The sequence below is a fragment of the Polynucleobacter sp. AP-Nickl1-40-C4 genome (genome assembly GCF_035012665.1).
In the GTDB taxonomy this organism is placed as follows: Bacteria; Pseudomonadota; Gammaproteobacteria; order Burkholderiales; family Burkholderiaceae; genus Polynucleobacter.
In genome coordinates this window covers 100,713-124,237 of record NZ_JAYGQR010000005.1, presented here as the reverse complement: position 1 = coordinate 124,237, position 23,525 = coordinate 100,713, and the positions used below count along the sequence as shown (strand labels likewise).

Here is a 23,525-nt window from a genome sequence, read left to right as displayed (position 1 = left end):
GAGCCCCAGTTTATTCTTTCTAATTTGAGAACATCATCGCGGTTAGCAAGAAATCTAATGCTAAAACCGATAAAGAAGAGATAACCACCGTACGAGTAGTGGCTTGCGAAACACCTTCAGGTGTGGGCTTAGATTCATAGCCCTGATATAGGGCAATAAAGGTGACAGCTACACCAAACACCATGCTTTTAATTAAGCCATTGCCAATATCCGAAAACAGATCAACTCCGCCTTGCATCTGCGACCAGAAGGCGCCTGAGTCGACCCCAATCAAAGGCACGCCAACTAGGTAGCCCCCCAGAACGCCGACCGTCGTAAAAATCGTTGCCAAGATTGGCATAGAAATAATGCCGGCCCAAAGCCGTGGCGCAATCACGCGGCCCAAGGGATCGACTGCCATCATTTCCATGGCAGTTAATTGTTCACCAGCCTTCATGAGGCCAATCTCCGCAGTTAAGGAAGTGCCAGCCCTACCGGCAAACAATAAAGCGGTAATGACAGGACCCAACTCACGAGTTAAAGAGAGGGCAACCAATAGCCCAAGCGCTTGCTCCGAACCATAACGATTTAAGGTGTAGTAACCCTGCAAACCTAAAACGAATCCAACAAATAACCCTGAGACTGCAATGATCACAAAAGAATGATTACCAACAAATAAAATTTGATCAATCACTAAACGAGGTCTTTTGAGTAATAATCCAGAGCGTGCGATCACTGCCGCAAACATACGAGCAGCCAAACCCAGACTACTTAAGTTGCGACGTACAAAGAAGCCAAGATCACCAAACAGGTTCAGAAAAGTGGTCATGAGGCACTCACTCCAAAATCCTCTTCCAAGCTTATGCCTGGATAGTGGAAAGGCACAGGGCCATCAGGAGCTGCGTCCAAAAATTGTCTGACAAAAGGATCGGTTGAGCGACTCAACTCATCGGGGGTGCCTTCTGCGCCAATGCGACCATTCGCAATGAAATATACGTAATCAGCAATGGCAAAAGTCTCTTCAACATCGTGCGTCACCAATAAACTCGTGGCTCCCAAGGCATTATTCAGATCACGAATTAAGCGCGCTGTAATGCCAAGAGAGATAGGATCCAGACCAGCAAATGGCTCGTCATACATGATAAGGGGTGGATCTAAAGCAATTGCTCTAGCGAGGGCAACACGCCTTGCCATACCACCAGAAATTTGTGAAGGCATTAAGTCTCTTGCGCCGCGCAAACCAACTGCGTTCAATTTCATGAGCACTAAGGAGTGCAATAGCTCTTCACTGAGATCCGTATGTTCGCGAAGAGGAAAGGCTACGTTTTCAAAAACACTCAGGTCGGTGAACAATGCTCCGAACTGAAAAAGCATTCCCATGCGACGACGGGCAGCCATCAACTCAGCACCATTCATCTTGCCAATGTCTTGACCTTCAAATAGAACTTGACCTGATTGAGCATTAAATTGCCCGCCGATCAAACGAAGGATGGTGGTCTTGCCACAGCCGGAGCCACCCATTACAGCGACTACCTGGCCGCGTCTAAACTCCATATTGAGTCCAGACAAAATCTGACGTTCACCTGGAGCATAGGAAAAGTTGACGTCTTTAATAGAGACGACAACTTCACCTGCAGCTTGCTTGCTTACATCCAAAGAATTTGGCTGGTCACTGTTCATATCCCCGATATTATCGGGGCAAAACAGATGACCCCATTAAATACTGGTCTACTGCTTGGGCGCATTGACGACCCTCACGAATTGCCCAAACCACCAAAGACTGTCCACGACGCATATCGCCAGCAGCAAATACCTTAGGAACGTTCGTTTGGTAGGCATTTTGACCATCTACAGTTGCTTTTGCATTGCCGCGGGCATCTTTCTCAACGCCAAACGCATTCAATACCTGCTGAACTGGAGATACAAAACCCATAGCCAAGAGTACTAAATCTGCCTTAATTTCGAATTCTGAGTTTGCTACTTCTGCCATCTTGCCGTCTTTCCACTCCAGACGAACACCAATCAGCTTCTCAACTTTGCCGTTTTTGCCCTCAAAACGCTTGGTTCCAACAGACCAGTCACGATCACAACCCTCTTCATGCGAAGAGGATGTGCGTAATTTTGTTGGCCAATATGGCCAAACTAAAGGGGTGTTCTCAACTTCTGGAGGTTGTGGGAGCAATTCAAACTGAGTAATCTTGGTTGCGCCGTGACGATTCGATGTTCCAACGCAATCTGAACCTGTGTCACCACCGCCAATAACAACTACATGCTTATCAGTTGCACGAATTTCATTTTTGAAATCGCCAGCATTTTCTTTGTTTTGCGGAATCAAGAATTCCAACGCATAGTGCACGCCAGCCAACTCACGACCTGGAACCGGTAAATCACGTGGCTGCTCTGCACCACCGGTGATTACTACCGCATCAAAGTCTTTCATCAACTGCTCAGGAGAAACTGTCTTATTGGAGTAATTTTTTACTTCGGCACCAATCGCCTCTTTACCAACGAAAACACCGGTCTCAAATTTAACGCCTTCAGCTTGCATCTGCTCAACACGACGATCAATCAACCACTTTTCCATCTTGAAATCAGGAATACCGTAACGCAGTAAGCCCCCAACACGATCATTCTTTTCAAATACAGTTACGTCGTGACCAACGCGCGCCAATTGCTGTGCAGCCGCCATACCCGCTGGGCCACCACCAACAACTGCGATTTTTTTACCAGTCTTCGTTTTAGAAGGTTGCGGCTTAACCCAACCACCTTCCCAACCTTTATCAATAATGGCGTGCTCAATAGACTTGATACCGACTGCAGTGCTATTGATCCCTAAAGTACAAGCAGCTTCACAAGGAGCCGGGCAAATACGACCAGTAAATTCTGGGAAGTTATTGGTTGACTGCAAAACATCTAATGCATTCTTCCAATCATTCTGAAATACCAAGTCATTGAAGTCAGGAATGATGTTATTAACTGGGCAGCCGTTATTACAAAACGGGATACCGCAATCCATACAACGTGCGCCTTGAATCTTCGCCTCTTCATCAGTTAATGCCGCCACAAACTCTTTGTAATGATGGAGGCGTTTAACCGGCGCTTCGTACGTCTCGCCGACGCGCTCAAACTCCATAAATCCAGTGACCTTACCCATATCGAATCCTTAGTATCTTTTCTTAATGTCTTTATTAATTAAGTGGCTTATGCCGCAACAGTTTTGTTCTGAGCCTTTTCCCACAATTCACCTAGAGCACGCTTGTACTCAGTTGGAAGAACCTTCACAAAGCGACTGCGGGTATTTTCCCAATCAGCCAAGATTGCCTTAGCTCGCTCAGAGCCAGTGTGACGGAAATGAAGTTCAATCAAGCCCTTCAAAATTTGCTCGTCCGTCAAACGCTCACCGCCATCTTTGACATCGATAGGGGCATGCCATTCAGACTTCGGCATCTTGGCAATTTGCTCAGCAGAAGGCAGCACTTTTTCTAGCGTTGCCATGCTGGTATTGCAACGCTTATCGAACAATCCATCCTCGTCGTAAACGTAAGCAATGCCACCACTCATACCTGCAGCAAAGTTACGGCCTGTCGCGCCCAATACAACCACCGTTCCACCAGTCATGTACTCACAACCGTGGTCACCAGTGCCTTCAACAACTGTTGTAGCACCAGAGTTACGGACTGCGAAACGCTCACCAGCTACACCATTAAAGAAGGCTTCACCTGCAATTGCGCCGTAAAGAACGGTATTGCCAACGATGATGTTCTTAGCGGTATCTCCACGGAACTCATGAGGAGCACGAACAATCACACGCCCCCCTGATAAACCTTTACCAACGTAGTCATTGCCATCACCCACTAAATCCAATGTGATGCCACGCGCTAAAAAGGCTGCAAAGCTTTGACCAGCCGTGCCATTCAATTGAATATGAATCGTGTCATCCGGTAAACCTGCATGACCATAACGCTGGGCAACCTCTCCCGAAAGCATTGCGCCAACGGTACGGTTCACGTTCTTCACCGGAACAATGAAGGAAACCTTCTCGCCACGCTCTAATGCAGGCTCACTCTTCTCGATCAAGATATTGTCAAGCGCACTAGCTAGGCCATGATCTTGAGTTAACACTTGGTAACGTGGGACTTCGCTTGCTACTTGTGGTTCAGCAAATATCTTGCTGAAATCCAAGCCATGCACTTTCCAGTTTTCAATACCTTTACGGGTATCCAACAAATCAACGCGACCAATTAAGTCATCAAACTTACGAATGCCAAGTTGCGCCATGATCTCGCGAGCTTCTTCAGCGATAAAGAAGAAGAAATTCACCACATGCTCAGGTTTGCCTGAGAATTTCTTACGCAGTTCTGGATCTTGAGTTGCAACACCAACTGGGCAGGTATTCAAATGACACTTACGCATCATGATGCAACCCTCAACCACCAATGGCGCTGTTGCAAAACCAAACTCGTCTGCGCCTAACAAAGCGCCGATCACTACGTCACGACCTGTTTTCATTTGGCCGTCAGCCTGAACACGAATACGGCTGCGCAAGCCATTGAGAACCAATGTTTGCTGTGTTTCAGCCAAGCCGAGTTCCCATGGGGAGCCGGCGTGCTTAATTGAAGACAGTGGAGATGCGCCAGTACCGCCATCATGACCAGCAATCACAACGTGGTCAGCCTTAGCTTTTGCCACACCAGCAGCAATAGTTCCAACGCCCACTTCAGATACCAACTTCACAGAAACGTCAGCCTTTGGATTAACGTTCTTCAAGTCATGAATCAATTGAGCAATATCCTCAATCGAATAAATGTCATGGTGCGGAGGAGGAGAAATCAAACCAACACCCGGCACAGAGAAACGTAACTTACCGATGTAATCGGATACTTTTCCACCAGGCAACTGACCACCTTCACCAGGCTTAGCGCCTTGGGCCATTTTTATCTGAATCTGATCTGCAGAGCGTAAATACTCAGTAGTCACACCAAAACGACCAGAAGCAACCTGCTTAATTTTGGAGCGCAATGAGTCGCCATCCAACAATGGAATATTGGCTTCAACCACATCGCTACCCAAGATGCTAGCTAAAGTCTCGCCCTTCTTAATTGGAATGCCCTTGAGCTCGTTCACATAACGATTTGGATCTTCGCCACCCTCACCAGTATTAGACTTACCGCCAATACGGTTCATGGCGATTGCTAAAGTGGCATGGGCCTCTGTAGAAATCGAGCCCAAAGACATCGCGCCAGTTGCAAAACGTTTAACGATTTCTTTTGCAGATTCCACTTCATCCAATGGAATCGCTTTTGCTGGATCGAGCTTGAATTCAAACAAACCACGCAAAGTCATTTGACGCTTGGTTTGATCATTGATGATGTTGGCGTACTCTTTATAAGTCTGATAGCCCTTCTCAGCACCAATGCGTGTGGAGTGTTGCAACTTAGCAATCGTGTCTGGGGTCCACATATGATTCTCGCCACGAATACGGAAAGCATATTCGCCACCAGCATCAAGCATATTGGTTAAAACTGGATCGTTACCAAATGCAGCTGTATGCATACGTAAAGCTTCTTCAGCCACCTCAAATACCCCGATACCACCCACATTTGATGGGGTGCCTTTGAAGTACTGATCAATGATGTCGTGATTTAAACCAATCGCTTCAAAAATCTGTGAACCGGTGTAGGACATGTAAGTGGAGATGCCCATTTTGGACATGACCTTTTGCAGACCCTTGCCTACAGCTTTTACAAAGTTCTTCACTGCTTTTTCAGCAGATAAATCTCCAGACAATCCTTTAGCCATTTCAGCCAACGTTTCCATAGCGAGGTATGGATGAATGGCTTCTGCACCATAACCAGCCAAGAGTGCAAAGTGATGAGTCTCACGTGCACTGCCAGTTTCAACTACTAAGCCAACGCTGGTACGCAAACCTTTTTGCACCAAATGCTGATGGATAGCAGAAGTTGCCAACAAAGCCGGAATGGCGACATGCTTCTCGTCAACCTGACGATCGCTCACGATCAAAATGTTGTAGCCAGAACGTACGGCATCTGCAGCTTCAGCACACAAAGAAGCTAAGCGAGCTTCAATGCCAGCTTTGCCCCATGACGCTGGATAGCAAATATCCAATTCGTAAGAGCGGAACTTGCCGTTAGTGTAGTGACCAATGTGGCGAATCTTGGTGATGTCATCAAAATCCAAAATTGGCTGACTAACTTCTAAACGCATTGGCGGGTTAATGTTATTGGTATCTAATAGATTAGGCTTGGGCCCAATAAAAGAAACTAAAGACATCACCATATTCTCGCGAATAGAGTCGATTGGAGGATTAGTCACCTGTGCAAATAATTGCTTAAAGTAGTTATAGAGAGGCTTGTCCTTATTGGAAAGAACAGCCAATGGGCTGTCATTACCCATTGAACCAATAGCTTCTTCACCATTCATGGCCATTGGAGCCATCAAGAATTTAATGTCTTCTTGCGTATAACCAAATGCCTGTTGACGGTCTAATAATTTAGCTGCTGGACGAATAGTCGTTTTCTCGTCAATTAAGTCTGCCTTGCTGGCATCGACTTCATCTAACTTCACACGAACCGCATCGATCCAGCTCTTATATGGCTTGGCTTTAGAAACGGCATTCTTCAGTTCAACGTCATCAATGATGCGACCTTGCTCCATGTCGATCATAAACATCTTGCCTGGCTGCAAACGCCATTTTTGAACGATCTTGCTTTCAGGAATCGGCAACACACCTGCTTCAGAGCCCATGATGACCAAGTCATCGTCGGTTACGTAATAACGTGCTGGACGCAAACCATTGCGGTCCAAGGTTGCGCCAATTTGACGACCATCAGTAAATGCCATCGCCGCAGGTCCATCCCATGGCTCCATCATTGCCGCGTGATATTCGTAGAAGGCACGACGATTGTCATCCATCAATGCATGCTGTTCCCATGCCTCAGGAATCATCATCATCATGGCTTGAGCTAATGGGTAGCCAGACATCACCAGCAACTCCAAGCAGTTATCAAAGCACGCAGTGTCTGACTGACCTGGGTAAATCAATGGCCAGAGTTTTTGCAAATCATCGCCAAGCACTGGGGAGCTAATCGCGCCCTCACGTGCATTGACCCAATTGACGTTACCTTTAACAGTGTTGATCTCACCATTGTGCGCAATCATGCGATACGGATGCGCTAATTCCCATGCAGGGAAAGTATTAGTAGAGAAACGTTGATGCACTAAAGCAAGCGCGGATACAGTGCGCTTGTCTTGCAAGTCTTGGTAATAAGCACCGACTTGATTCGCCAACAGCAAACCCTTGTAAACAATGGTTCTAGCGGACATTGATGCAACGAAATATTCTTTACCGTGCTTCAAATGCAAATCTTGAATTGCATGACTTGCTGTTTTACGAATCACATACAACTTACGCTCGAGCGCATCGGTTGTCATGATGTCGCGCCCACGGCCAATAAAAATTTGACGGATAAATGGCTCGGTCATTTGCACTGTTGGTGACATCGGTAATTTCACATCTACCGGAACATCTCTCCAACCTAAGACTACCTGACCTTCTAGACGAACAGTGCGCTCTAATTCTTGTTCGCAAGCTAAACGTGAAGCATGCTCTTTCGGCAAGAAAATCATGCCAACGCCATACTCACCTAAGGGTGGCAAGGTCACGCCTTGCTTTGCCATTTCTTCGCGATACAAAGTATCTGGAATCTGAATCAAGATACCGGCACCATCACCCATTAGAGGATCGGCACCTACCGCTCCCCGGTGATCTAGATTCTCAAGAATCTGTAAACCCTGAGAAACGATCTCATGAGATTTCTTACCTTTGATATGTGCAACGAATCCTACGCCGCAAGCGTCATGCTCATTACTAGGGTCATATAAACCTTGAGCGATAGGGCGAAGATCTGTATTTAATTTTGTAGTCATAGTATTTCCGAGGGGCGACAAAGGCCTAATTACTTTTGGAGGATCCAATATAGGTGAATACCCACACCGATGCAATAGAAATAAAATGAGTCTGTCCCATTTATTTAGATGTCGCACCAATATGAATTCTATATATGGGGACAGAGTCGGAATACTCAATACCCTATTTGACGTACAGGGAAACTATTCATTACCTAAGTAACTGAATTTAAAGAATTAATTTTTCTAGGGCGCCCACGGTGGCGAATTAATGCAAGCTCCGGAGCGTCTTTAAAGAGCTTTTTGGCATAAATATCACTGACCCAAGCCTTGGATCGCAATAGAGATTCTGTGATTTGGCGGTCTTCCCAGTGAGGTGCGCCCTCTTTTACAAAGTTCGACCAGCTCATCTGTCTCTCAAAGGGGGTATTACCCAACCTCCAAAAATGCTGATGATCTACCAACCAAGGCTCCGCATTGCCCCCAATGTGGGTTGCAAAACTCGTCCATGTAGAGCTTTGGGGGGTGGATTCATATCCAGATCTCACCGGATTGAGCTCTATATAACGCTGGCAGCGTAAAAAATAATCCGGGTCAATCAAAGACGAGCGATAGCGCCCCTCCCAAATAGTTCCAGAGCGGCGGTGCTGTTGATTGAAGTACTGGGCATAACGACGGCCAAGAGACTGCATTGTTTTAGCAAGCGAATCTTCGCTTTGGGGAGTCATGAGCAAATGCACATGGTTAGGCATTAAAGCAAATGCATGCACAGCACAACCAAACTGCCTAGCAGCTTCACGCAGCCACTCTAAATAAGTGCGACGATCTTCATCAGCAAAGAAAATGGTTTCACGATTATTGCCGCGGACCATCACATGCATTGCTTGGCCTGGTATTACTGTGCGAGCTTGCCGTGCCATGTTGAAAACGAACTATTGCAGTTCGCGCACACCGCCGTTAGTAGAGAAGTCCGGGATAAACCAGTCACCATCAACTTGCGTTACGCCGCTTGGCACTTCGCGGGAGATCTGAGGGCTATCTTTTAACGCAGTCGCCATATAAGAAATCCACATTGGCAAAGCAAGTCCGCCACCAGTCTCTCGATCCCCCAAACTCGCAGGCTTATCAAAGCCAATCCATGCAATCGCAACTACCTTAGGGTTATAGCCAGCAAACCAGGCATCGTGCGAATCATTCGTTGTGCCTGTTTTACCTGCAATGTCGCTTCGCCCCAACTTACCACGCGCAGAGGCTGCAGTACCCGTCTTGGTGACTTCTTGCAGCATGCTATCCATCACAAATGCAGTGCGCGCATCCAATACACGAGGCGCATCTTCACCCGCATGCGTAGGCTTTGCTTCGAACATGACGGTGCCTTTAGAGTCCACCATCTTGTCAATCAAGAATGGATCTACACGATAACCGCCATTGGCAAACACACTATAAGCAGAGGCCATCTGCAACGGCGTTACAGAACCCGCGCCCAAAGCCATTGTTAAGTAAGGGGGGTGCTTTTCTGGCTCAAAGCCAAAACGCTGAATATATTCTTGCGCATAAGAAGGGCCGATGGCGCGAATAATGCGAACCGAGACTAAGTTCTTTGATTTTGCCAAGGCATTGCGCAAGCGCATCATGCCGTCGTATTTACCATCGTAGTTTTTTGGCTCCCAAGCCTGACTACCAGTCTCCATACCGCCAATGGATAAAGGTGCATCGTTCACCATTGTGCTTGGGGTAAAGCCTTTTTCAATGGCGGCAGCATAGATAAAAGGCTTAAATGAGGAACCGGGCTGACGCAATGCTTGCGTCACGTGATTGAACTGATTACGACGGAAATCAAAGCCGCCTACTAAGGACAAAATTGCACCGGTCTCTGCATTCATGGAGACAAAAGCAGCTTCAACTTGCGGGAGTTGAGCCAACTTCCAGACTCCCCCATCCGATAACAAACGAACTATAGCACCTGGGCGTAAGCGTTTTTTGGGCTGAGTACTATCAGTAATAGAGGCAGCCGCCAACTTCATGCCTTCACCTTTAATAGTGATGGTGTCACCAGTCGAAATCATGACTTGCATTTCTTTTGGCTTCACATCGAGCACGACACCAGACTGCAAATCATCTAACTGCGGGTAAGCAAGTAATGCCTCGTCAATCGCGCGCTGGCGTTTCACAGAGTCTTCAGGAAGATCGATAAAACCCTCTGGGCCACGATAAGCATGCCGTAAATCGTATTCAAAAATTCCACGTCGCACTGCTTTGTAAGCGGCATCTTGATCGGCCTTCAAGATGGTCGTATAGACTTCGATCCCTTGTGAATAGATTGCCTCGCCATACTGCGTGAAAAGTAATTGACGAACCATTTCAGCGGGGAAGTCAGCGCGAACCGCGAACTCATTGCCCAAGCCGCGAATATGCAATTCTTCAATCATCGCTTTTTGGTATTCCTCTGGCGTGATGTAACCCAGATCGCGCATGCGCTGAAGAATGTACTCTTGACGAATCTTGGCGCGGCGGTAGTTAGTCACTGGGTTATAAGCCGAAGGCGCCTTAGGCAGTCCAGCCAGCATTGCGGCTTGAGCAATGCTGATGTCCTTCAATTCAATGCCAAAGTAAATTTGCGCTGCGCTTGAGAAACCAAAAGCTCTTTGACCCAAGAAAATTTGGTTCATATAAATCTCTAAAATCTTGTCTTTAGTCAGTTGAGATTCAATCTCCCACGCCAAAAGAATTTCGTAAATCTTGCGGCTAAATGTCTTCTCGTTACTTAAGAAGAAATTTCTTGCCACCTGCATTGTGATGGTTGAAGCGCCCTGAGCCAAATGTCCGCGGAGATTGGCAACCCCCGCTCTAAGAACCCCAACGTAGTCAACCCCGCCATGGGAATAGAAACGATCGTCCTCTGTAGCAATAACGGCGTTTCGCATTGCCATCGGAATTTGATTTAGCGGGATGACTTTGCGACGCTCTTCACCAAACTCACCAATCAATACCTTGTCGGCGGTGTAAATCCGCAGAGGTGTTTTTGGGTTGTAATCAGTTAAAGCGGAAATTTTTGGCAAATTCGGCTTGGCAATTAAAAAAGCATAACCAAGGAGCAGTGATAGGGCTATCGCGCCTACAGCGGCAACAATGAGTAAAGCCTTTATTAGAGGACTTCCTAATGAATTTCTTGGCAAGCCAGGCTCAACTCGTGAATTCCGAGGGCGTCTATCGGATGGACGAATGGAGCGCTGATTCAGCGGCGGCTTGTCTTTTGGAGGTAAGGCCATATGTCCAAATTATAGGGCGCTTAGGCAAATTCCTTAAAAGCTCTAAAAACCCCCGTCCGGCCCATAGACAAGATCTAATTTCTGACGGTGGGTTCAATCTAGGCTGATGGATTTTCAGCACCCAAAACAGAAGAATATGGGAATGCCTGCGCGCCATATTTCCAGCCAATCTTTTGATGAAATTCTGAGTGATCTCGGCGATGATCCAGCCATCCCCGACCCCCATGGAATACGCAAGCCCCCTCCCCAACAAGGCGCACCCCATAGAGCTCCAAGCGAAGGCAAAAGCAATCCCTTTACGGAGTCCTTAAATCCTATTCAGATCCGCAATTCACTCCAAGGAATTGCACTTCCAATCGCCTTGATTGGCGTCTTGCTGGCAGCAATTATGGGATTTTTTGTGACCTACACCTCACTGAATAAGCAATCCCAAGATGCTTTGGAGGCATCCCAACAACAGCTTTCGGAATTGAAAAAAGAGATACTATTAACGCGCGATCAAATTAACCAAAATCAGGATGAGCTATATCTAGCAATTGATGAAATAGAAGTAAGTATTCACTCTTTAAATGAAAGAAAGACTGAAACAAGAGCCCCGAACAGGCCGCAAGCACCAACCCATGAGTCGGAGCTACACCGCTGGCGCTACCTTGGCACATCCCAAATAGGCAATGCCCAGCAAGCCTATTTTCATACAGGGAAAAGCCAACTTGCCTTTGAGAAGGGGGCGCAGGTTTTAGGGGAATGGCGCCTAAGTTCTATCGAAAAATCACTAGTGACCCTAATGCATCCCCAAGGCAAATCTGTGGTTCTGAGGGCTTCAAAAAGCGAATGAAGCTCAGCCTAAATAACCCCCAGAAATACTTCAAACTGCTCACCTGTTGGTTAGCTGTATTGATGCTTTTATCCAGCAATACAGCAATGAGTAATACGCCTTCACAAAATCATTTCATGACCCCTATTAGCCTGCAATTTACCGATATTGAATTAACTGAACTTTTAGAAACTATGGCGAAATTGGGTAATACCAATTTCTTATTAAGCGAATCCATTAAGGGGAAGATCTCTATAGACCTTAGAAATACACCCTGGCAAACAGCCCTTCACTCCATTCTGGCGAGCCGCGGCTTACGACTGGTGCGCAACGGAGAAATCTACTGGATTGGGCCTCACGCAGAAATCCAAGCCTTTCAGAAGTTCCGGCGTGAAGATGCCGCCCTTCCTTTTGGTGGAGACCACATTAATAGTCCAAGGCAAATCCTCATAGAAGCTCGAATAGTTGAGGCTGATGAACGCTTTGCCCGTGAGCTAGGGGTCAAGCTGGGATATCAAGCTAATGGTGTTGGGGATAAAGCAGATCAAAAATTGATTGGCAGCATGGATCTGGGTGGCGCTGGTTTGAGTGGTTTTAATCCAGCAACCATGGCCGCAACCTTAGTCTCGAGAAATGGGAGCCGTATTCTGCAGGCAGAACTATCTGCGCTTGAATCTGAAGGTCAGGGAAAGATTCTTTCCAACCCTCGCATCATGACTGGCGACCAAGTAAAGGCAACCATTGAGCAAGGCACAGAACTGCCCTATCAAACCTCGAATCAAAATGGCAGCAAGTTGCAATTTAGAAAGGCAAACCTTCGTCTAGAGGTTTTGCCAAAAATCCATCCAGACGGAAAGATATCAATGCTAGTGGGCATTAATAAGGACACTGTAGGCATGAAAACAGAACAGGGATATGCCATTGACACCAAAAGCCTGAGCTCAGAGGTCACCGTTGAAAATGGCGGGACAGCCATCATTGGCGGCATTTTCCAAACTACCGAACGGGAAGACGAAGTCAAAATCCCACTCTTAGGCGATATACCCCTCATTGGTCATTTTTTTCGCCATAAATCTAAATTACAAGATAAAACCGAGCTACTTGTCTTTTTAACTCCGACCGTTCTCGACAAACCCTAATAAAATCGGAGGGTGAACTCCTCGACAAACAATATCTTTCTAATCGGCCTCATGGGCGCTGGGAAGTCGACCGTCGGTAAAGTCTTGGCAAAAAAATTAGGTCGTCGCTTTCTAGATGCCGACCATGTCATTGAAGAGCGCTGTGGCGTAAAAATCCCGGTCATCTTTGAAATGGAAGGTGAGGAAGGATTTCGCAAAAGAGAGGCGCAAGCCATCCGTGAAATTACTGCCGAGCAAGATATTATTTTGGCAACCGGCGGTGGCGCTGTTCTCTCACCAGAAAATCGGCAGGCATTAAGTGAAGGTGGCACCGTGATTTATCTTCACGCAAACCCAATTGAACTTTGGCATCGCACCAAAGGTGGCGAGGGTCGCCCCTTATTAAAAAATGGGGATGCCAAAAAGATTTTAGAAAACCTGTATGCCGTTCGCGATCCTTTGTATCGTCAAATCGCTGACCATGTGATTGAGACTGGCAAGCCCAGCGTTAATCAACTAGTCAACACCTTAATCATGCAGCTTGAACTTTCCGCTTAAATACATTGGCACTATGATGAAAACACTTGAAGTTGATCTTGGGAATCGCAGTTACCCAATTTATATTGGCAAAGATCTGATTGATCAAGCAAGCTTATTTAAGGCCTGCGAAAAAGCAACTTCTATTTACATCGTAAGTAACACTACGGTTGCTCCTCTCTATGCCGAGCGCCTGACTGAAACGCTCAGCACTTTTGGGAAGCCTGTTAGAACAATTGTTCTACCTGATGGCGAGTCATATAAAGACTGGAAAAATCTGCAGTTGATTTTTGATGACCTTTTAAAATTTGGCGCTGATCGCCATACCATGTTGGTTGCTTTGGGTGGTGGCGTAATAGGCGATATGACTGGATTTGCTGCCGCTAGCTTTATGCGCGGCATTCGCTTTATCCAAGTTCCCACTACCTTGCTTGCTCAGGTGGACTCTTCCGTTGGGGGCAAGACTGGTATCAATCATCCGCTAGGTAAAAATATGATTGGCGCCTTTCATCAGCCGGCCGCTGTGATTGCCGATCTAAATACTTTAAAGACTCTACCTCCGAGAGAGCTGTCTGCTGGTCTTGCTGAAGTTGTAAAGCATGGTGCTATTGCCGATGCCCAATTCTTAGAATGGATTGAATCCAATGCAGCCCCACTGCTTGCCTGCGACACAGAAGCAATGGGGCATGCCGTTTTACGTTCCTGTGAAATTAAATCGGCAGTGGTTTCTGCCGATGAAAGAGAGGGCGGTATCCGTGCAACTCTCAATTTTGGTCATACCTTTGGTCACGCAATTGAAGCGGGTATGGGCTACGGAGAATGGTTACATGGTGAAGCTGTTGGATGCGGCATGGTGATGGGAGCAGATCTATCGCGTCGACTCAATTACATTAGCGACGCTGATGTTCAGCGCCTCACCAAAATCATCCAATCTATGAATTTACCCATTACACCGCCAAAGTTTGGTGCGGGGCGCTATATGGAGCTCATGCAAGTTGATAAAAAAACTGAGGGTGGGCAAATCCGTTACGTCGTTTTAGAAAAAATTGGTAAAGCCCAGATTAAAAGCGTAGCGGATGCGCAAGTGATTGAAACTCTAAGTGCTACTGGCGCAGCTTAAATCAAGCCAATTTTGAGTGCTTGACCAGCTTGAGCGCTCGCAAACTCAGTCAAGTCGCTCAATAACTCTTTCCCTGTCTTGGTATCCAGCCACAAGGGTTGTGCCATCGTGCCAGCCCAGCGATAGTGATAACCGCCAGATTTGGCAGCAACCCAAATCTCATGCAAAGGTGGTTGGGTATTGATCACAATGACACTTTTATCCTTAAAACGAATATTGATCACATTCCCACCCTGGCGCTCGATATCCAAGTCAAGATCCAACGCATCATCAGCAGCCTCCAATGCCACCTCTATAGATTGCAATAAATTGCTTCCTAGCTGATAAAACTGCTTGTCATCAATGGTTTCTACGCCTGGATTATTTGGATTCATACCGGAGTCCTGCATGCTATATTCAATCATTCGTTTTAGAGACATTCATGATAGCGATTCTTAATAGAACCCTCTGCTTTAGCCTTCTAATATCCCTTTTTGGGTGTGGGGTAAGGGGACCTCTATATATGCCAAATGTGCCGCCAGTTCCGCCTGCTCCTTCAGAGCCAGAACCCAAAGGCAAGCTATACCCACCTCAAACCTCTGCTAGCCCAAGCAACTCTTCATCGGCCAAGTAATGACAAGCAAAGCAATTCCCCTTCCTAAGTTATCTGGGTTTACTGAACGCGATGGCAATTGGTACGCCGAAGAAATTCCGCTCGCAGATTTAGCACAAGAATTTGGTACGCCGCTGTATATCTATAGCAAAAAAGCATTGACTGAAGCCTACCAGGCCTACGATAAGGCCTGTGTTGATGGCAGTGGTAAACGTCGTGCTCGCGTGCACTACGCCATGAAAGCCAATAGCAATTTAGCGGTGATTGATTGCTTTAAAAAACTGGGCGCCGGATTCGACTTAGTGAGTGGCGGTGAGTTAGCTCGTGCATTAGCAATTGGCGCAGATCCAAAGAGCTTGGTATTTGCCGGCGTAGGTAAATCTGCCGCCGAGATCGCCACTGCCCTCAAGGCTGGCGTCAAATGCATCAACGTAGAATCGATTGCTGAACTACACAAAATTAATCGCGTAGCCACTGAACTCAATTGCCGCGCCCCAATTTCTTTGCGTGTTAATCCTGATGTAGATGCACAAACCCATCCCTATATTTCTACTGGACTTAAGGGCAATAAATTTGGTATCGCCTATCACGAGGTTTTAAAAACCTATCGCGAAGCATCGCAACTCTCTCAAATTGATGTTGTGGGTATTGATTGTCATATTGGTTCACAGATCACTACTACCGCCCCCTATTTAGACGCGCTGGATAAAGTCTTAGATCTTGTCGCGCAGTTAAAGAAGGAAGGCATTGTCATTCACCATCTTGATCTCGGTGGTGGTCTTGGCATTTCTTATAGCGATGAAACTCCGCCAGACATTACTGACTTTACGAACACCCTGTTGAATCGAGTGGCTGAGCGTGGTTTTGGTCACCTAGACGTTGTGCTTGAGCCAGGCAGATCATTGGTGGGCAATGCTGGCGTGTTACTAACCACCGTGGAGTATTTAAAGCCTGGCGCTGAAAAGAACTTCTGCATTGTTGATGCCGCTATGACCGAACTGATGCGCCCCGCCCTATATGAAGCACATCATGGAATAGTGCCCGTACAAAAGAAGGTAGCAAAAGCATTGACCTATGACATCGTTGGTCCTGTTTGCGAATCTGGCGACTGGCTGGGAAGAGATCGCCATCTTGCAGTAGAAGAGGGTGACCTTCTGGCTATTCTGTCTGCTGGCGCTTATGGTTTTGTAATGGCGTCCAACTACAACACACGCCCTAAACCTGCAGAGATTATGGTTGACGGAAAAAATGCTTACGTGATTCGTGCCCGTGAAAAAACTACTGACTTGTTTTCATCAGAAACAGTTTTGCCAAATTAATAATCCGCAAAAGTTTTAGACAATAAAAAACCCCGCTGAAGTAGCGGGGTTTTTTGTTTTAATGCTTTAGCTTATTAATGCAAACCTGCGATGTAATCGGCCACCGCTTTCATTTCTTTATCCGAAAGCTTTGAAGCAATCGTTGTCATTTGACTACTGTTGGTGCGCACGCCTTCACGGAACGCTAGCAACTGGGCATTACTGTATTCAGCCCATTGACCACCTAGGAGCGGGTACTGAGCAGGAATACCAGCGCCTGTTGGGCTGTGGCAGGCAGCACAAGCTGGAACGCCTTTTGCTGCAATACCGCCACGATAAATACTTTGGCCTAATGCGATTGTTTCTTTATCTTGAGCAACACCCTGGGAGATTGGCTGCTTAGATAAAAAAGCGGAGATATTTTGCATATCTTCTTGAGTCAAAGTGGCGGCCATACCCATCATGATTGGATTTGCGCGAGTGCCTTCTTTAAAGTTTTTCAACTGCTTTGTGAGGTATGCAGCATGCTGTGCGGAAAGCTTTGGCCATGTACCAATCGCACTTTGACCTTTAGGGCCATGGCAAGTGATACAGGCGGTTACGCCACGAGTTGCATCACCATTTGAATACAGTGCTTCACCCGCGGCCGGATCAACCTTAGGCTTACCTGGAACTTCTGCTTTAGCTTCTGGAGCGGCTGCCATAGGAGCAGCATCGGCAGCAAAAGCTGCACCAGATACGCCGATCAGAGCGAAAATGGAGAGAACCGCAAAACCAGCCCGTAAGCTAGTTAATTTGGAGATTTGAGAGGTTTGACGCATTATGTTTACCTTGGCAAAAATTCCTAAAAGTGTTTGGGCCCTGCATTTACAACCTTTTACCCAACACCATGAGATATTTCATGATTTTGCGTGATTTTACAATAGCTTCTGGACATGTCTAAACTCTTTCAAGCCCGATTCGCCACTACAGTCAATGACACCCATTGTCTGCCTGCCACCCCGCTGCGAGAGGTGGCCTTCGCCGGCCGCTCAAATGCGGGCAAATCTAGCGCCCTTAACATCCTTTGCAACCAAAAAAGGCTAGCTTTTGCCAGTAAAACGCCTGGACGCACCCAACATATCAACTATTTCGGTGTTTTTGCAAAAGATGACCTGCTGGCTTATTTGGTTGACTTACCAGGCTATGGTTATGCAGCAGTCAATCACGAGACCAAATACCACTGGAATGCCCTTCTAAGTGACTATCTACAAGAGCGGGAGCAGTTAGTAGGCATGATCCTGATTGTGGACTCTAGACGCGGAATAACCGACCTGGATGAGCAAATGATTCAATGGTTTGTACCTACCGGCAAACCAATTCATGTTTTGCTGAGTAAGTGCGACAAATTGAATAAAAGCGAGTGTAAGCATGCTCTTGAGGCGGTCACTAAGCGACTGCAGCAGTATGACCCAGCCCTACCGGATGGAACAGGTGACTCCAAGCAACTTACGGCACAATTATTTTCAAGCACCAAACGGATTGGCCTAGAAGAGGCAGATAATTTAATTATTAAATGGCTATTTGAAGCAGAAACTCATGAAGATGAAATCACCAGCTAACCCATTGCTTAATTTTCCAGACCACCGTCCTCGCCGTATGCGTCGTGATGATTGGTCACGTCGCCTCATGCAAGAGAACAATGTTTCGGCCAATGATTTAATCTACCCCGTCTTTTTACTTGAAGGTCAAGGCAAATCCGAAGCAGTTGCCTCTATGCCTGGTGTTAACCGCCTTTCATTAGACTTACTCATGTCGGTCGCTCAAGAATGTGTAGATTTAGGCATTCCGGTACTTGCGCTTTTTCCTGTCATTGATGCGGCGTTAAAAACGCCCGATGGCAAGGAGGCCTTTAATCCAAAAGGGCTTATTCCTACGGCTGTTCGCGAACTCAAAAAACGTTTCCCCAATTTAGGCATCATGACTGATGTAGCACTTGATCCATATACAAGCCATGGTCAAGATGGCGTGCTCGATGAGCAAGGTCGTATTCTGAATGATGAAACAACCGCGATCTTAGTTCAGCAAGCGCTCACACAAGCAGAAGCTGGTGTTGATATTGTTGCACCATCAGACATGATGGATGGGCGCATCGGAAAAATTCGTGAAGCGCTCGAGCAAAAGAATTTAATTCACACCCGAATCATGGCTTACTCAGCTAAATATGCCTCTGCCTTTTATGGCCCCTTTAGAGATGCAGTTGGTTCTGCAAAAAACCTAGGTAAGGCCGATAAAAAAACATATCAAATGGATTGCGCCAATAGCGACGAGGCTTTGCGGGAGGTTGCTCTTGATATCAGCGAAGGAGCAGATATGGTCATGGTGAAGCCCGGTATGCCTTATTTGGATATCGTGCGTCGCGTCCGTGAAGAGTTTGACTACCCCACCTATGCCTATCAAGTAAGCGGTGAATATGCCATGCTCAAGGCTGCCGCACAAAATGGCTGGCTAGATCACGATGCTGTGATGATGGAATCGCTGCTCGCATTTAAACGCGCAGGTGCTGATGGTATTTTGACTTACTTTGCACTCGAAGCAGCGCGTCTACTTAAAAGAAACGCAGCAGGCAAATAAAAAACAAATTTGATTTTTTATTTAGTGCTTGCTGCTTGTTTTAATCGTTCAATAAAACGCTGGGGTGGCATGTAGCCAATCACACGTTGGTCTTTTAGCTCTTCTGAATTTTGATTAAAGATCAGAATTCCTGGGGGACCAAATAAACCGAAGCGCTTCAGTAATACCTGGTTCTCCGGGCTGTTTGCAGTAACGTCCGCTTGCAATAAGACAAACTGTTTTAGCTCTTTACTTACCTCTGGATTTGTAAAGGTACTTACTTCCATCTCCTTACAGCTAATACACCAGTCCGCATAAAAATCTAGGAGGACCGCTTTCTTCTCCTCTTTGGCTTTGCTTAATTGCGCATCCAACTCCGCAGGCGAATGAATCACCACAAAAGATAAATCACCTACTTGATGAATACTCTGGCCATTGACTGTTTTTGTGGTTCCCGCAAGATCATTTTTCTGGATCAATGGCGAGGCAATCCATACTGCCGTGGCGACCAGAAGAACTCCCAAGGTACGCTGCAAATAAACCATCCAAATACCCGTGGATGGAATCAGAATACGGGCCTCAATCGCAATAAAAAATAGTGGCAAACCCATTCCTAGGGCCATTACAAAAAGGAGTCCTGCGCCTAGGCTCATAGAGCCGGTTTGCGCAATAAAGGCCAAAACGCCCGCTAGGGGCGCAGTAATACAGGGGCTGGCCACTAAAGTAGAAATACCCCCCAAAGCAAAAGCGCCAAACACATTGCCGCCCTTTTGACGCCCTGCCAACCGATCTACATGGTGATGCCATGATTGCGGCAACCGAAGGTCATATAAGCCAAATAAACTGCCTGAAAGGGCTAAAAGTAATAGGGCAAAAGCAGCTAATGCGAAGGGACTCTGCAAAGCCCGCTGTACGCTCCCACCAAGGGCTGCCATAAGCACTCCTGCCAAGGCGTATACCAATGCCATACCAAAAACATAGGCCAGCGCTAAGATGCTGGCACGCCCCTTGGTTACAGCCTTACCGTCTTGAGTGCCAAAGATAACGCTCGACAAAATAGGCAACATGGGAAGGACGCAGGGTGTAAAAGCGAGCGCAAGCCCCAATACAAAGAAAGCTAGCAATAAATAAGCAGTTGAAGTGCTTTCTAAAAAGCGAGCAATAGCATTGACGTCATCACGCTCACGCCATAAATCAGCCAAGCTGAATTCGCCACTAGCCTGGGGGCTAGATAAAGGCATGCCATCTAAAGCATCTGGAATAGGGGCTACTTTAACCCCGGGACCTGCGAGTAAAAATTTCAGGGTCATAGGTGGATAGCAAATGCCTGCCTCCGCGCAACCTTGCAGTGTTACAGCTGCATGGATCGGCTTGCCATCGGCAGGCTTTATATCTAAAAGTACTAGGAAGGATTCTTTATAAACTTGCAGTTTTTTCTGAAAAGTCTCATCAAACTTCACCACACCCGTTGGCAATGAAGGCCTTATATTGATTAGCTTCTCGGCCTGCGCGCCCGCTTGAAACTTTAAAGATTCTTGATAGATGTAATAGCCTTTAGTAGGCAAAAATTCCAGCTCCACTTGATTGGAATTTTCCAACCAAGTAGCCTCCACTCGGAACGCTTTCTCTGGGGGCAAGAAATCCGGCGCAGCAAAAACTTGCGCGGACAGGAATAAAAATAGGGCAAAGATCTTTGCTACAAAGGAATGCATTCTCATGACTTCGAATTTACCTCAGACTGTACCCACTTGCCGTATTGCTTTTCATATTGCTCTGGAAAAAAGGCCAATATTTCTGGTAAGTCATAAGGATGCGCGCTTTGAATAAAGGCTGAAATTTCAGACCACTTTGATTCAGTCGTTTTTGCAGAAAGCAATACTTCATGCTCCTCGCAAACTTTACCCTCCCAGCGATAAATCGATTGAATGCCGTTTGTAAGCTGCACACAAGCGGCGAATTTTCTCTCCACCAAGGCTCTTGCCAAGGCTGTGGCAGCCTCCAGATTGGGAAGACTCGTAAGCACTACCAAAAGCTTACTGGAATTGGCTGGAGAGTTTTCAGACATTGTGTATTTATAACCTGATAAATGAAAAAAGCCAGACCGAAGCCTGGCTTTTTACCGTAACACCGAGACTTAAGCCTCTTCAGTTACTGCTGTTTCTTCAACTTCTGGGCGATCTACCAACTCAACCAAAGCCATTGGTGCATTGTCGCCATGACGGAAGCCAAACTTCAAAATACGAAGGTAGCCACCTGGACGTGTTGCGTAACGTGGGCCGAGCTCTGTGAAGAGTTTAGCTACGATATCGCGATCACGTGTGCGATTGAATGCTAAGCGACGGTTTGCTAAGTTGTCTTTTTTACCTAAGGTAATCAAGGGCTCAACAACCATGCGCAATTCTTTTGCTTTTGGCAAAGTCGTTTTAATGACTTCGTGCTCCAAAAGTGAATTGGACATGTTGCGCAGCATCGCTAGGCGATGTGATGATGTTCTGTTTAGTTTGCGTAAGCCGTTTCCGTGACGCATGATGCTTCCTTTCTAATTATTTCTCGAGGTTCGCTGGAGGCCAGCTTTCGAGTTTCATGCCAAGACTTAAGCCACGAGCAGCCAATACATCTTTGATTTCATTCAAAGATTTGCGACCCAGATTAGGCGTCTTCAACAATTCATTCTCAGTACGTTGAATCAAGTCACCGATGTAGTAAATGTTCTCAGCCTTCAAGCAGTTTGCAGAGCGAACTGTGAGCTCGAGATCATCAACCGGACGCATCAACATTGGATCAACCATTGATGAGCGGCTTGGTGCTAAATCACCAGAAACTTCGCTGCTCTCAAGAGCCGCGAATACAACCAATTGATCAACCAAGATGCTAGCTGCTTGACGAATTGCTTCTTCAGGAGACAACACACCGTTAGTTTCAATCGTCATTACTAAACGATCGAGGTCGGTACGTTGCTCAACACGAGCAGACTCAACAGCATAGCTAACACGACTTACAGGGCTGAATGAGGCATCCAACACAATACGACCAATGATCTTAGTAGCTTCGTCGCTGTACTGACGAACGTTACCAGGTACATAACCACGGCCTTTTTCAACCTTGATCTGCATGTCCAACTTACCACCAGCTGACAAGTGAGCGATCACATGATCAGGGTTCATGATTTCTACATCATGTGGCAAGTCGATATCTTTTGCTGTAACAACGCCTGGGCCTTCTTTACGCAAATTGATAGTAACTTCATCACGTGACTGCAATTTAAATACGATACCTTTGAGGTTCAACAAGAGGTTTACTACGTCCTCTTGAACTCCATCCAATGTGGAGTACTCATGAACAACACCGGCAATAGCTACTTCAGTTGGCGCATAACCAACCATCGAGGACAAGAGTACGCGACGTAATGCATTTCCGAGTGTGTGGCCATAGCCACGCTCGAACGGCTCCATAACAACCTTAGCTTGGTTGGCGGTAAGCGCTTCAACAGAAATAATCTTTGGCTTGAGCAAATTTGTTTGCATATTTTTTCCTTGAGAGTGCCTAATTAGCGTGAATACAATTCGACGATCAAACTTTCATTAATTTCACCGCTAATATCTTCTCGGTCAGGCACTTGCTTAAATGTTCCCTCGAGCTTAGCTGCGTCAACTGAAACCCAAGTAACGGCTGCCATTTGTCCAACCAAATTGAGTGATTCTGTAATACGTGCTTGCTTCTTCGCTTTTTCACGAATCGCAACTACATCACCAGGCTTAACCTGAATTGATGGAATATTGACAGGGCTGCCATTAAGCAAAATTGCACAGTGAGAAACCAACTGACGTGCTTCAGCGCGTGTAGAGCCAAAACCCATGCGATACACCACGTTGTCTAAACGTGACTCAAGTAACTGGAGCAATGTTTCGCCAGTGTTGCCCTTACGACGCTCAGCTTCTGCGAAGTAACGACGGAACTGACGCTCCAAAATTCCGTACATACGCTTAACCTTTTGCTTTTCACGCAATTGATTGCCGTAATCAGATGTTCTTGAGCCAGATGTACGGCCATGTTGACCAGGCTTAGTATCTAACTTGCACTTGTCTGACAGGGCGCGACGTGCGCTCTTTAAAAATAAATCGGTACCTTCCCGACGTGCTAATTTGGCCTTAGGCCCTAAGTAACGTGCCACGATGCTTTCCTTTCTTTGCCGCAGTCTTACGACCGACGGTGAGTTCGCCTTTTAAAACAGGCGAACAGTGGGCTTTAATAAAAAACTACTGAAACTGTTGTACTGCCAA

21 protein-coding genes are annotated in these 23,525 nt (G+C 46.5%); 8 read left to right on the top strand and 13 right to left on the bottom strand.

The window, feature by feature from the left end:
- Positions 1 to 19: 19 nt before the first annotated feature.
- The 6 genes from mlaE to VC182_RS07285 all read right to left on the bottom strand — a co-directional run bounded on the left by mlaE (position 20) and on the right by VC182_RS07285 (position 11,174).
- Positions 20 to 808 carry a lipid asymmetry maintenance ABC transporter permease subunit MlaE gene (gene mlaE / locus VC182_RS07310; protein ID WP_072582088.1) on the bottom strand — a complete coding sequence of 263 codons (789 nt, stop codon included), beginning with the start codon at positions 806 to 808 and terminating at the stop codon, positions 20 to 22.
- Positions 805 to 1,659, bottom strand: a complete 855-nt coding sequence (locus tag VC182_RS07305) for an ABC transporter ATP-binding protein (protein WP_323484945.1) — start codon at positions 1,657 to 1,659, stop codon at positions 805 to 807. Before VC182_RS07305 ends, mlaE begins: the two co-directional genes overlap by 4 nt.
- Positions 1,660 to 1,669: 10 nt before the next feature.
- A complete protein-coding gene (locus VC182_RS07300) occupies positions 1,670 to 3,133 on the bottom strand; it encodes a glutamate synthase subunit beta (RefSeq protein WP_323484944.1) in 1,464 nt (487 codons plus the stop codon).
- 47 nt (positions 3,134 to 3,180) lie between these two features.
- A complete protein-coding gene (locus VC182_RS07295; protein WP_216120685.1) occupies positions 3,181 to 7,926 on the bottom strand; it encodes a glutamate synthase-related protein in 4,746 nt (1,581 codons plus the stop codon).
- A 194-nt stretch (positions 7,927 to 8,120) separates the two neighbouring features.
- On the bottom strand, positions 8,121 to 8,825 hold the full coding sequence (locus VC182_RS07290) for a transposase (RefSeq protein ID WP_323484943.1): 705 nt from the start codon (positions 8,823 to 8,825) through the stop codon (positions 8,121 to 8,123).
- Positions 8,826 to 8,837: 12 nt separating this feature from the next.
- On the bottom strand, positions 8,838 to 11,174 hold the full coding sequence (locus tag VC182_RS07285; RefSeq protein WP_323484942.1) for a penicillin-binding protein 1A: 2,337 nt from the start codon (positions 11,172 to 11,174) through the stop codon (positions 8,838 to 8,840).
- Positions 11,175 to 11,280: 106 nt separating this feature from the next.
- On the opposite strand from VC182_RS07285, the gene VC182_RS07280 reads away from it, so the two are divergent.
- Genes VC182_RS07280 through aroB form a run of 4 tightly spaced genes read left to right on the top strand, consistent with a single transcriptional unit; the run spans position 11,281 to position 14,763 of the window.
- Positions 11,281 to 12,009, top strand: a complete 729-nt coding sequence (locus tag VC182_RS07280) for a hypothetical protein (protein ID WP_323484941.1) — start codon at positions 11,281 to 11,283, stop codon at positions 12,007 to 12,009.
- Positions 12,006 to 13,127: a secretin and TonB N-terminal domain-containing protein gene (locus VC182_RS07275; RefSeq protein ID WP_255538556.1), complete on the top strand. Its 1,122-nt coding sequence runs from the start codon at positions 12,006 to 12,008 to the stop codon at positions 13,125 to 13,127. The genes VC182_RS07280 and VC182_RS07275 overlap by 4 nt, the downstream gene beginning before the upstream one ends.
- 12 nt (positions 13,128 to 13,139) lie before the next feature.
- The gene (locus VC182_RS07270) at positions 13,140 to 13,664 is read left to right on the top strand and encodes a shikimate kinase (protein ID WP_216241231.1); all 525 of its coding nucleotides are present in this window, start codon (positions 13,140 to 13,142) and stop codon (positions 13,662 to 13,664) included.
- Between the two features lie 16 nt (positions 13,665 to 13,680).
- Positions 13,681 to 14,763, top strand: a complete 1,083-nt coding sequence (gene aroB, locus VC182_RS07265; RefSeq protein WP_237767701.1) for a 3-dehydroquinate synthase — start codon at positions 13,681 to 13,683, stop codon at positions 14,761 to 14,763.
- Here the strand turns inward: aroB and cyaY are convergent.
- On the bottom strand, positions 14,760 to 15,182 hold the full coding sequence (cyaY, locus tag VC182_RS07260; RefSeq protein ID WP_237767698.1) for an iron donor protein CyaY: 423 nt from the start codon (positions 15,180 to 15,182) through the stop codon (positions 14,760 to 14,762). The two genes, aroB and cyaY, sit on opposite strands and share 4 nt — an antisense overlap.
- Positions 15,183 to 15,184: 2 nt before the next feature.
- On the opposite strand from cyaY, the gene lptM reads away from it, so the two are divergent.
- Both lptM and lysA read left to right on the top strand, forming a co-directional pair.
- Entirely contained in the window at positions 15,185 to 15,376 is a 192-nt protein-coding gene (lptM, locus tag VC182_RS11575) for an LPS translocon maturation chaperone LptM (RefSeq protein WP_072582079.1), read from the top strand.
- A complete protein-coding gene (gene lysA / locus VC182_RS07255) occupies positions 15,376 to 16,674 on the top strand; it encodes a diaminopimelate decarboxylase (RefSeq protein ID WP_216120692.1) in 1,299 nt (432 codons plus the stop codon). Before lptM ends, lysA begins: the two co-directional genes overlap by 1 nt.
- A gap of 74 nt (positions 16,675 to 16,748) precedes the next feature.
- On the opposite strand, the gene VC182_RS07250 is transcribed toward lysA, so the two are convergent.
- Complete coding sequence (locus VC182_RS07250; RefSeq protein ID WP_083564188.1) at positions 16,749 to 17,474, bottom strand: c-type cytochrome; 726 nt, start codon at positions 17,472 to 17,474, stop codon at positions 16,749 to 16,751.
- 114 nt (positions 17,475 to 17,588) lie between these two features.
- Here VC182_RS07250 and yihA point away from each other — a divergent pair, with 114 nt between their 5' ends.
- Both yihA and hemB read left to right on the top strand, forming a co-directional pair.
- Positions 17,589 to 18,254, top strand: a complete 666-nt coding sequence (yihA, locus tag VC182_RS07245) for a ribosome biogenesis GTP-binding protein YihA/YsxC (RefSeq protein WP_072582077.1) — start codon at positions 17,589 to 17,591, stop codon at positions 18,252 to 18,254.
- Complete coding sequence (gene hemB, locus VC182_RS07240) at positions 18,232 to 19,266, top strand: porphobilinogen synthase (RefSeq protein WP_323484940.1); 1,035 nt, start codon at positions 18,232 to 18,234, stop codon at positions 19,264 to 19,266. Before yihA ends, hemB begins: the two co-directional genes overlap by 23 nt.
- 17 nt (positions 19,267 to 19,283) lie before the next feature.
- Here the strand turns inward: hemB and dsbD are convergent, their stop codons facing one another.
- The 5 genes from dsbD to rpsD all read right to left on the bottom strand — a co-directional run bounded on the left by dsbD (position 19,284) and on the right by rpsD (position 23,416).
- Positions 19,284 to 20,963 (bottom strand): protein-disulfide reductase DsbD, encoded by a 1,680-nt coding sequence (gene dsbD, locus VC182_RS07235; protein ID WP_323484939.1) that lies wholly within the window; start codon positions 20,961 to 20,963, stop codon positions 19,284 to 19,286.
- On the bottom strand, positions 20,960 to 21,310 hold the full coding sequence (gene cutA, locus VC182_RS07230) for a divalent-cation tolerance protein CutA (protein WP_072582074.1): 351 nt from the start codon (positions 21,308 to 21,310) through the stop codon (positions 20,960 to 20,962). Before cutA ends, dsbD begins: the two co-directional genes overlap by 4 nt.
- A gap of 69 nt (positions 21,311 to 21,379) precedes the next feature.
- On the bottom strand, positions 21,380 to 21,772 hold the full coding sequence (gene rplQ / locus VC182_RS07225; protein ID WP_072582073.1) for a 50S ribosomal protein L17: 393 nt from the start codon (positions 21,770 to 21,772) through the stop codon (positions 21,380 to 21,382).
- A 16-nt stretch (positions 21,773 to 21,788) separates the two neighbouring features.
- On the bottom strand, positions 21,789 to 22,769 hold the full coding sequence (locus tag VC182_RS07220; RefSeq protein ID WP_215321281.1) for a DNA-directed RNA polymerase subunit alpha: 981 nt from the start codon (positions 22,767 to 22,769) through the stop codon (positions 21,789 to 21,791).
- A gap of 23 nt (positions 22,770 to 22,792) precedes the next feature.
- Positions 22,793 to 23,416 carry a 30S ribosomal protein S4 gene (gene rpsD / locus VC182_RS07215; RefSeq protein WP_323484938.1) on the bottom strand — a complete coding sequence of 208 codons (624 nt, stop codon included), beginning with the start codon at positions 23,414 to 23,416 and terminating at the stop codon, positions 22,793 to 22,795.
- Positions 23,417 to 23,525: the final 109 nt, after the last annotated feature.

Excerpts from the sequence above, each read along its gene's own strand:
- VC182_RS07295 (WP_216120685.1), bottom strand. The coding sequence starts at position 7,926 with ATGACTACAAAATTAAATACAGATCTTCGCCCTATCGCTCAAGGTTTA.
- VC182_RS07290 (WP_323484943.1), bottom strand. The coding sequence starts at position 8,825 with ATGGCACGGCAAGCTCGCACAGTAATACCAGGCCAAGCAATGCATGTG.
- lptM (WP_072582079.1), top strand. The coding sequence starts at position 15,185 with ATGATAGCGATTCTTAATAGAACCCTCTGCTTTAGCCTTCTAATATCC.
- rplQ (WP_072582073.1), bottom strand. The coding sequence starts at position 21,772 with ATGCGTCACGGAAACGGCTTACGCAAACTAAACAGAACATCATCACAT.
- VC182_RS07280 (WP_323484941.1), top strand. The coding sequence starts at position 11,281 with ATGGATTTTCAGCACCCAAAACAGAAGAATATGGGAATGCCTGCGCGC.
- VC182_RS07250 (WP_083564188.1), bottom strand. The coding sequence starts at position 17,474 with ATGCGTCAAACCTCTCAAATCTCCAAATTAACTAGCTTACGGGCTGGT.
- yihA (WP_072582077.1), top strand. The coding sequence starts at position 17,589 with ATGTCTAAACTCTTTCAAGCCCGATTCGCCACTACAGTCAATGACACC.
- VC182_RS07275 (WP_255538556.1), top strand. The coding sequence starts at position 12,006 with ATGAAGCTCAGCCTAAATAACCCCCAGAAATACTTCAAACTGCTCACC.
- aroB (WP_237767701.1), top strand. The coding sequence starts at position 13,681 with ATGAAAACACTTGAAGTTGATCTTGGGAATCGCAGTTACCCAATTTAT.
- lysA (WP_216120692.1), top strand. The coding sequence starts at position 15,376 with ATGACAAGCAAAGCAATTCCCCTTCCTAAGTTATCTGGGTTTACTGAA.
- VC182_RS07300 (WP_323484944.1), bottom strand. The coding sequence starts at position 3,133 with ATGGGTAAGGTCACTGGATTTATGGAGTTTGAGCGCGTCGGCGAGACG.
- dsbD (WP_323484939.1), bottom strand. The coding sequence starts at position 20,963 with ATGAGAATGCATTCCTTTGTAGCAAAGATCTTTGCCCTATTTTTATTC.
- VC182_RS07220 (WP_215321281.1), bottom strand. The coding sequence starts at position 22,769 with ATGCAAACAAATTTGCTCAAGCCAAAGATTATTTCTGTTGAAGCGCTT.
- mlaE (WP_072582088.1), bottom strand. The coding sequence starts at position 808 with ATGACCACTTTTCTGAACCTGTTTGGTGATCTTGGCTTCTTTGTACGT.
- cyaY (WP_237767698.1), bottom strand. The coding sequence starts at position 15,182 with ATGTCTCTAAAACGAATGATTGAATATAGCATGCAGGACTCCGGTATG.
- hemB (WP_323484940.1), top strand. The coding sequence starts at position 18,232 with ATGAAGATGAAATCACCAGCTAACCCATTGCTTAATTTTCCAGACCAC.
- VC182_RS07285 (WP_323484942.1), bottom strand. The coding sequence starts at position 11,174 with ATGGCCTTACCTCCAAAAGACAAGCCGCCGCTGAATCAGCGCTCCATT.
- VC182_RS07305 (WP_323484945.1), bottom strand. The coding sequence starts at position 1,659 with ATGAACAGTGACCAGCCAAATTCTTTGGATGTAAGCAAGCAAGCTGCA.
- cutA (WP_072582074.1), bottom strand. The coding sequence starts at position 21,310 with ATGTCTGAAAACTCTCCAGCCAATTCCAGTAAGCTTTTGGTAGTGCTT.